This is a genomic window from Burkholderia sp. Se-20378 (genome assembly GCF_017104665.1).
GTDB lineage: Bacteria > Pseudomonadota > Gammaproteobacteria > Burkholderiales > Burkholderiaceae > Burkholderia > Burkholderia lata.
Map to the genome: position 1 here is coordinate 1 of NZ_JAAGPG010000590.1, position 4,999 is coordinate 4,999.

Here is a 4,999-nt window from a genome sequence, read left to right on the forward strand (position 1 = left end):
TGCCCCGCGCCGGCGCGCCGGTGTGGCTGTTCGATCTCGACAACACCCTTCACCACGCATCGCACGCGATCTTTCCCGAGATCAACCGCGCGATGACGCAGTACATCATCGACGCGCTGCAGGTCGAGCGCGCCGAAGCCGACCGCCTGCGCAACGGCTACACCGAGCGCTACGGCGCCGCGCTCCTCGGCCTCACGCGCCATCATCCGATCGACCCGCACGACTTCCTGCGCGTGGTCCACACGTTTTCCGACCTGCCCGCGATGCTGCGCGCCGAACGCGGGCTGGCGCGCATCGTCGCCGCGCTCCCGGGGCGCAAGTTCGTGCTGACCAACGCGCCGGAGAACTACGCGCGCGCGGTGCTGCGCGAGTTGCGGATCGAACGGCTGTTTGAGCGCGTGATCGCGATCGAGCACATGCGCGACCGCCGCGCGTGGCGCGCGAAGCCCGATCACACGATGCTGCGCCGGACGCTGCGCACCGCGAATGCACGCATGGCCGACGCGATCCTCGTCGAGGATACGCGCGGCCACCTGAAGCGCTACAAGCGCCTCGGCATCGGTACGGTCTGGATCACCGGCCACCTGCCCGGCCATTTGCCGACTACCGGTCGCCCGCACTATGTCGATCAACGCATTCGTTCGCTAAAATCGCTCCGACTGGGCACACGATCGGGGCGACAAAAATGCAGCCGACTTACCCGCAGGACCAAGCCGTAACGGAAAGCCAGGCCACACCCACCCGCGCCCGCCCGAAGCCGGGCGAGCGCCGCGTGATGATCCTGCAGACGCTCGCGGCAATGCTCGAGGCCCCCAAGCCCGAGAAAATCACGACGGCTGCGCTCGCGGCCCGGCTCGACGTGTCGGAAGCCGCGCTGTACCGGCACTTCACCAGCAAGGCGAAGATGTACGAGGGGTTGATCGAGTTCATCGAGCAGGCGCTGTTCGGGCTCGTGAACCAGATCGTCGCGAAGGAGCCGAACGGCGTGCAGCAGGCACGCACGATCGCGCTGACGATGCTCAACTTCGCCGCGAAGAACCCCGGCATGACTCGCGTGCTGACCGGCGAAGCGCTGGTCGGCGAGGACGAGCGGCTGACCGAGCGCGTGAACCAGCTGCTCGACCGCATCGAGGCGACCGTCAAGCAATGCCTGCGCGTCGCGCGCACGGAGGCGAACGCGCCGCCGGACGGCGCGACGCCGTTCGTGCTGCCGGCCGACTACGACCCGGCCGCCCGGGCGAGCCTGCTCGTCAGCTACGTGATCGGCCGATGGCACCGCTTCGCGAAGGGCGGGTTCCAGAAACCGCCGGGCGAGCAGGCCGACGCGCATTTGCGGCTGATCCTGCAGTGAGATGGCGCGGGCGCGGCGCCCTGCCCGCACGCCCGAATCCGCGCCCCGCAATTTCCGCTATACTTTGCCGACTGTCGCCCCTCGGGCGGCAGCCAGAAACGCGCCGATTTGCTGACTCGATTGCGGGCGCGCGAACCAGCCAGGGCCTTGATTCGTCATTGTCCCGGCGGTTCACTACAAATGCGGCTAAAGAGGTCGTCAGCCGCGCATCTCCGACTCCGCGCATCGCCGACACCATTTAGCTGCCCAGTCATAAGGCGGAACGAATGGAATCGATCGGCATCGTCGCTCCACAGACCATGCACTTCGCCGAACCGCTGCGCTTGCAAAGCGGCAGCGTGATCGGCAACTATCAGCTCGTCGTCGAGACGTACGGCGAACTCAACGCCGCGCGCTCGAACGCGGTGCTCGTCTGCCACGCGCTCAACGCGTCGCACCACGTCGCCGGCGTCTACGCGGACGATCCGCGCAGCACCGGCTGGTGGGACAACATGGTCGGCCCCGGCAAGCCGCTCGACACCAACCGCTTCTTCGTGATCGGCGTGAACAACCTCGGCTCGTGCTTCGGCTCGACCGGCCCGATGAGCATCGACCCGTCGACCGGCAAACCGTACGGTGCAAGCTTTCCGGTCGTCACCGTCGAGGACTGGGTGCACGCGCAGGCGCGCGTCGCGGATGCCTTCGGCATCGAGCGCTTCGCCGCCGTGATGGGCGGCAGCCTCGGCGGGATGCAGGCGCTCGCGTGGAGCCTGATGTATCCGGAGCGCGTCGCGCACTGCATCGACATCGCGTCGACGCCGAAGCTGTCCGCGCAGAACATCGCGTTCAACGAGGTCGCGCGCTCGGCGATCCTGTCCGATCCCGACTTCCACGGCGGCGACTACTACGCGCACGGCGTGAAGCCGAAGCGCGGCCTGCGCGTCGCGCGGATGATCGGCCACATCACGTACCTGTCCGACGACGACATGGCCGAGAAATTCGGCCGTGCACTGCGCCGCGCCGACGGCGCGCTCGACGCGTACAACTTCAGCTTCGACGTCGAATTCGAGGTCGAGTCGTACCTGCGCTACCAGGGCGACAAGTTCGCCGACTACTTCGATGCGAACACCTACCTGCTGATCACGCGCGCACTCGACTACTTCGACCCGGCGAAGGCGTTCGACGGCAACCTGACGGCCGCGCTCGCGCAGACGCAGGCGAAATACCTGATCGCGAGCTTCTCGACCGACTGGCGTTTCGCGCCGGCCCGCTCGCGCGAGATCGTGAAGGCGCTGCTCGACAACAAGCGTACGGTCAGCTACGCGGAAATCGATGCGCCGCACGGCCACGACGCATTCCTGCTCGACGACGCGCGTTATCACAACCTGATCCGCGCGTATTACGAACGAATCGCCAACGAGGTGGGTGCATGAACCAGCAAGCGCTGAATTCCCTGTCCGCGCGCGCGGACTTCCGCACGATCGCGCGCTGGGTCGAGCCGCGCTCGACCGTGCTCGACCTCGGTTGCGGCGACGGCTCGCTGCTCGCGCTGCTGATGGAAGAACTGGACGTGACCGGCTACGGGATCGAGCTGAACGACGCGGGCGTGCTCGCGAGCGCGAAGAACGGCATCAACGTGATCCAGCAGAACCTGGAAGACGGCCTGCGCCTGTTCGAGGACCACAGCTTCGACATCGCGATCCTGTCGCAGACGTTGCAGACGATTCACCAGACGGCCGCGATCCTGCGCGAAACCGCGCGGGTCGGGCGCGAATGCATCGTGTCGTTCCCGAATTTCGGCTACTGGCCGCACCGGCTGTCGGTGCTGAACGGCCGGATGCCGGTGTCGAAGTCGTTGCCGTACCAGTGGCACAACACGCCGAACGTCCGGGTGCTGACGATCGAGGATTTCGAGGCGCTGGCGCCCGAAGTCGGCGTGACGATCCTCGACCGCGTGGTGCTGCACGAAGGCCAACCGATTCGATGGGGAGCGAACTGGCGTGGTAGTCTTGCTGTCTACCGCGTCAAGCGCAGCTGAGCCGGGGAGCCGTTGATCGACGCCGACGGCCCGCACGCACGTGCGGCCGCGCCGCTGCGCTACCCGCGCCGCCGCCTGCGCTGTCGCCGCAATCAGTCAACGCTATCCAGTTCCAGTCCATGTCGAAAACGCCACACGAGGCGCCCGCACTCACCGCTCACGAGGATCACCCCGGCTGGCGCGCCTACCTGAACACGCACATGCTGATCTGCGTGTTCCTGGGCTTCACGTCGGGTCTGCCCCTCTTCACGCTCGTCTACCTCGTGCAGGCATGGCTGCGCTCCGAGGGCGTGAACCTGAAGGAAATCGGCCTGTTCGCGCTGATCCAGTTCCCGTATACGTGGAAGTTCCTGTGGGCGCCGCTGATGGACCGCTACGTCCCGCGCCTGCCCGGCTGGCGCCCGGGCCGCCGGCGCGGCTGGCTGCTGCTCACGCAGCTGCTGGTCGCGGGCGCGATCGCCGCGCTCGGCTTCGTGTCGCCGCGCGACTCGATCTGGACGGTCGCCGCGCTCACCACGCTCGTCGCGTTCTTCGGCGCGAGCGCCGACATCGTGATCGACGCCTACCGCCGCGAACTGCTGCGCGATACCGAGCAGGGCCTCGGCAACGCCATCCACGTGAACGCGTACAAGCTGGCCGCGCTGATCCCCGGCTCGCTGGCGCTGATCCTGTCCGACCACCTGCCGTGGGACGTCGTGTTCGCGATCACCGGCGCGTTCATGCTGCCGGGCATCCTGATGACGCTCGTCGTGCGCGAGCCCGAAGTGGTCGGCACGCCGCCGCGCAACCTGCGCGACGCGATCGTGCTGCCGTTCCGCGAATTCATCCAGCGCGACGGCTGGGCCGGCGCGCTGCTCGTCATCGCGTTCATCTTCCTGTTCAAGATCGGCGACACGATGGCCACTACGCTGTCGACGTCGTTCTTCCTCGACATCGGCTTCTCGCGCACCGAGATCGGCATCGTCGCGAAAACCACCGCGCTCGTCGCGAGCGTCGCCGGCGGCATCATCGGCGGCATCTGGCTCGTGAAGATCGGCATCGGCCGCGGGCTGTGGATCTTCGGCGCGCTGCAGATGGTGTCGACGCTCGGCTTTGCGTGGCTCGCGCAGCTCGGCCCCGGTTCGCCCGTGCTCGCGATGCTCTACGACTTCACCGTGTCGACGAGCCATGCGATCGCGTCGGCGCTGTCGGTGTTCGGCATTGCCGTCACGCCGCAATTCAGCCCGATGACCGTCGCGCTCGCGATCGTCTACGGCGCCGAAACCTTCACCACCGGCCTGACGATGGCCGCGTTCGTCGCATACATCGCGAGCACGACCGACCCGCGCTATACGGCCACGCAGTTCGCGCTGTTCACGAGCCTCGCGTCGGTGCCGCGCACGCTCGCGTCGGCCGCGAGCGGCTTCATCGTCGCGAAGATCGGCTGGTTCGACTACTTCATCGTGTGCACCGCGCTCGCGATTCCCGGCATGCTGCTGCTGTTCAAGATCGCGCCGTGGAACGGGACCGCACGCAACGGCGAGGCCAGCCGTGCGCAGTAACGGCCTGCACCGCCTCGCGAGCGTTGCGGCTTCGTTGAGCGTCGGCGCCGCGGCACTCGCCGCGGGGTTCGCCCATGCGACCGACGCCGG

General features: G+C 67.5%; 5 protein-coding genes. All 5 read left to right on the top strand.

What is annotated here, in order from left to right:
• Positions 1 to 719 (top strand): pyrimidine 5'-nucleotidase (locus G3N93_RS34290; protein ID WP_241026820.1); only part of this gene is annotated, 719 nt, incomplete at its 5' end.
• Complete coding sequence (slmA, locus tag G3N93_RS34295; RefSeq protein ID WP_011353547.1) at positions 686 to 1,351, top strand: nucleoid occlusion factor SlmA; 666 nt, start codon at positions 686 to 688, stop codon at positions 1,349 to 1,351. The genes G3N93_RS34290 and slmA, both read left to right, overlap by 34 nt.
• 266 nt (positions 1,352 to 1,617) lie before the next feature.
• On the top strand, positions 1,618 to 2,763 hold the full coding sequence (locus tag G3N93_RS34300) for a homoserine O-acetyltransferase (protein ID WP_174937431.1): 1,146 nt from the start codon (positions 1,618 to 1,620) through the stop codon (positions 2,761 to 2,763).
• The gene (gene metW, locus G3N93_RS34305) at positions 2,760 to 3,368 is read left to right on the top strand and encodes a methionine biosynthesis protein MetW (RefSeq protein WP_006755281.1); all 609 of its coding nucleotides are present in this window, start codon (positions 2,760 to 2,762) and stop codon (positions 3,366 to 3,368) included. The genes G3N93_RS34300 and metW overlap by 4 nt, the downstream gene beginning before the upstream one ends.
• Positions 3,369 to 3,487: 119 nt before the next feature.
• Entirely contained in the window at positions 3,488 to 4,909 is a 1,422-nt protein-coding gene (locus tag G3N93_RS34310; protein ID WP_206134958.1) for an AmpG family muropeptide MFS transporter, read from the top strand.
• Positions 4,910 to 4,999 lie beyond the last annotated feature (90 nt).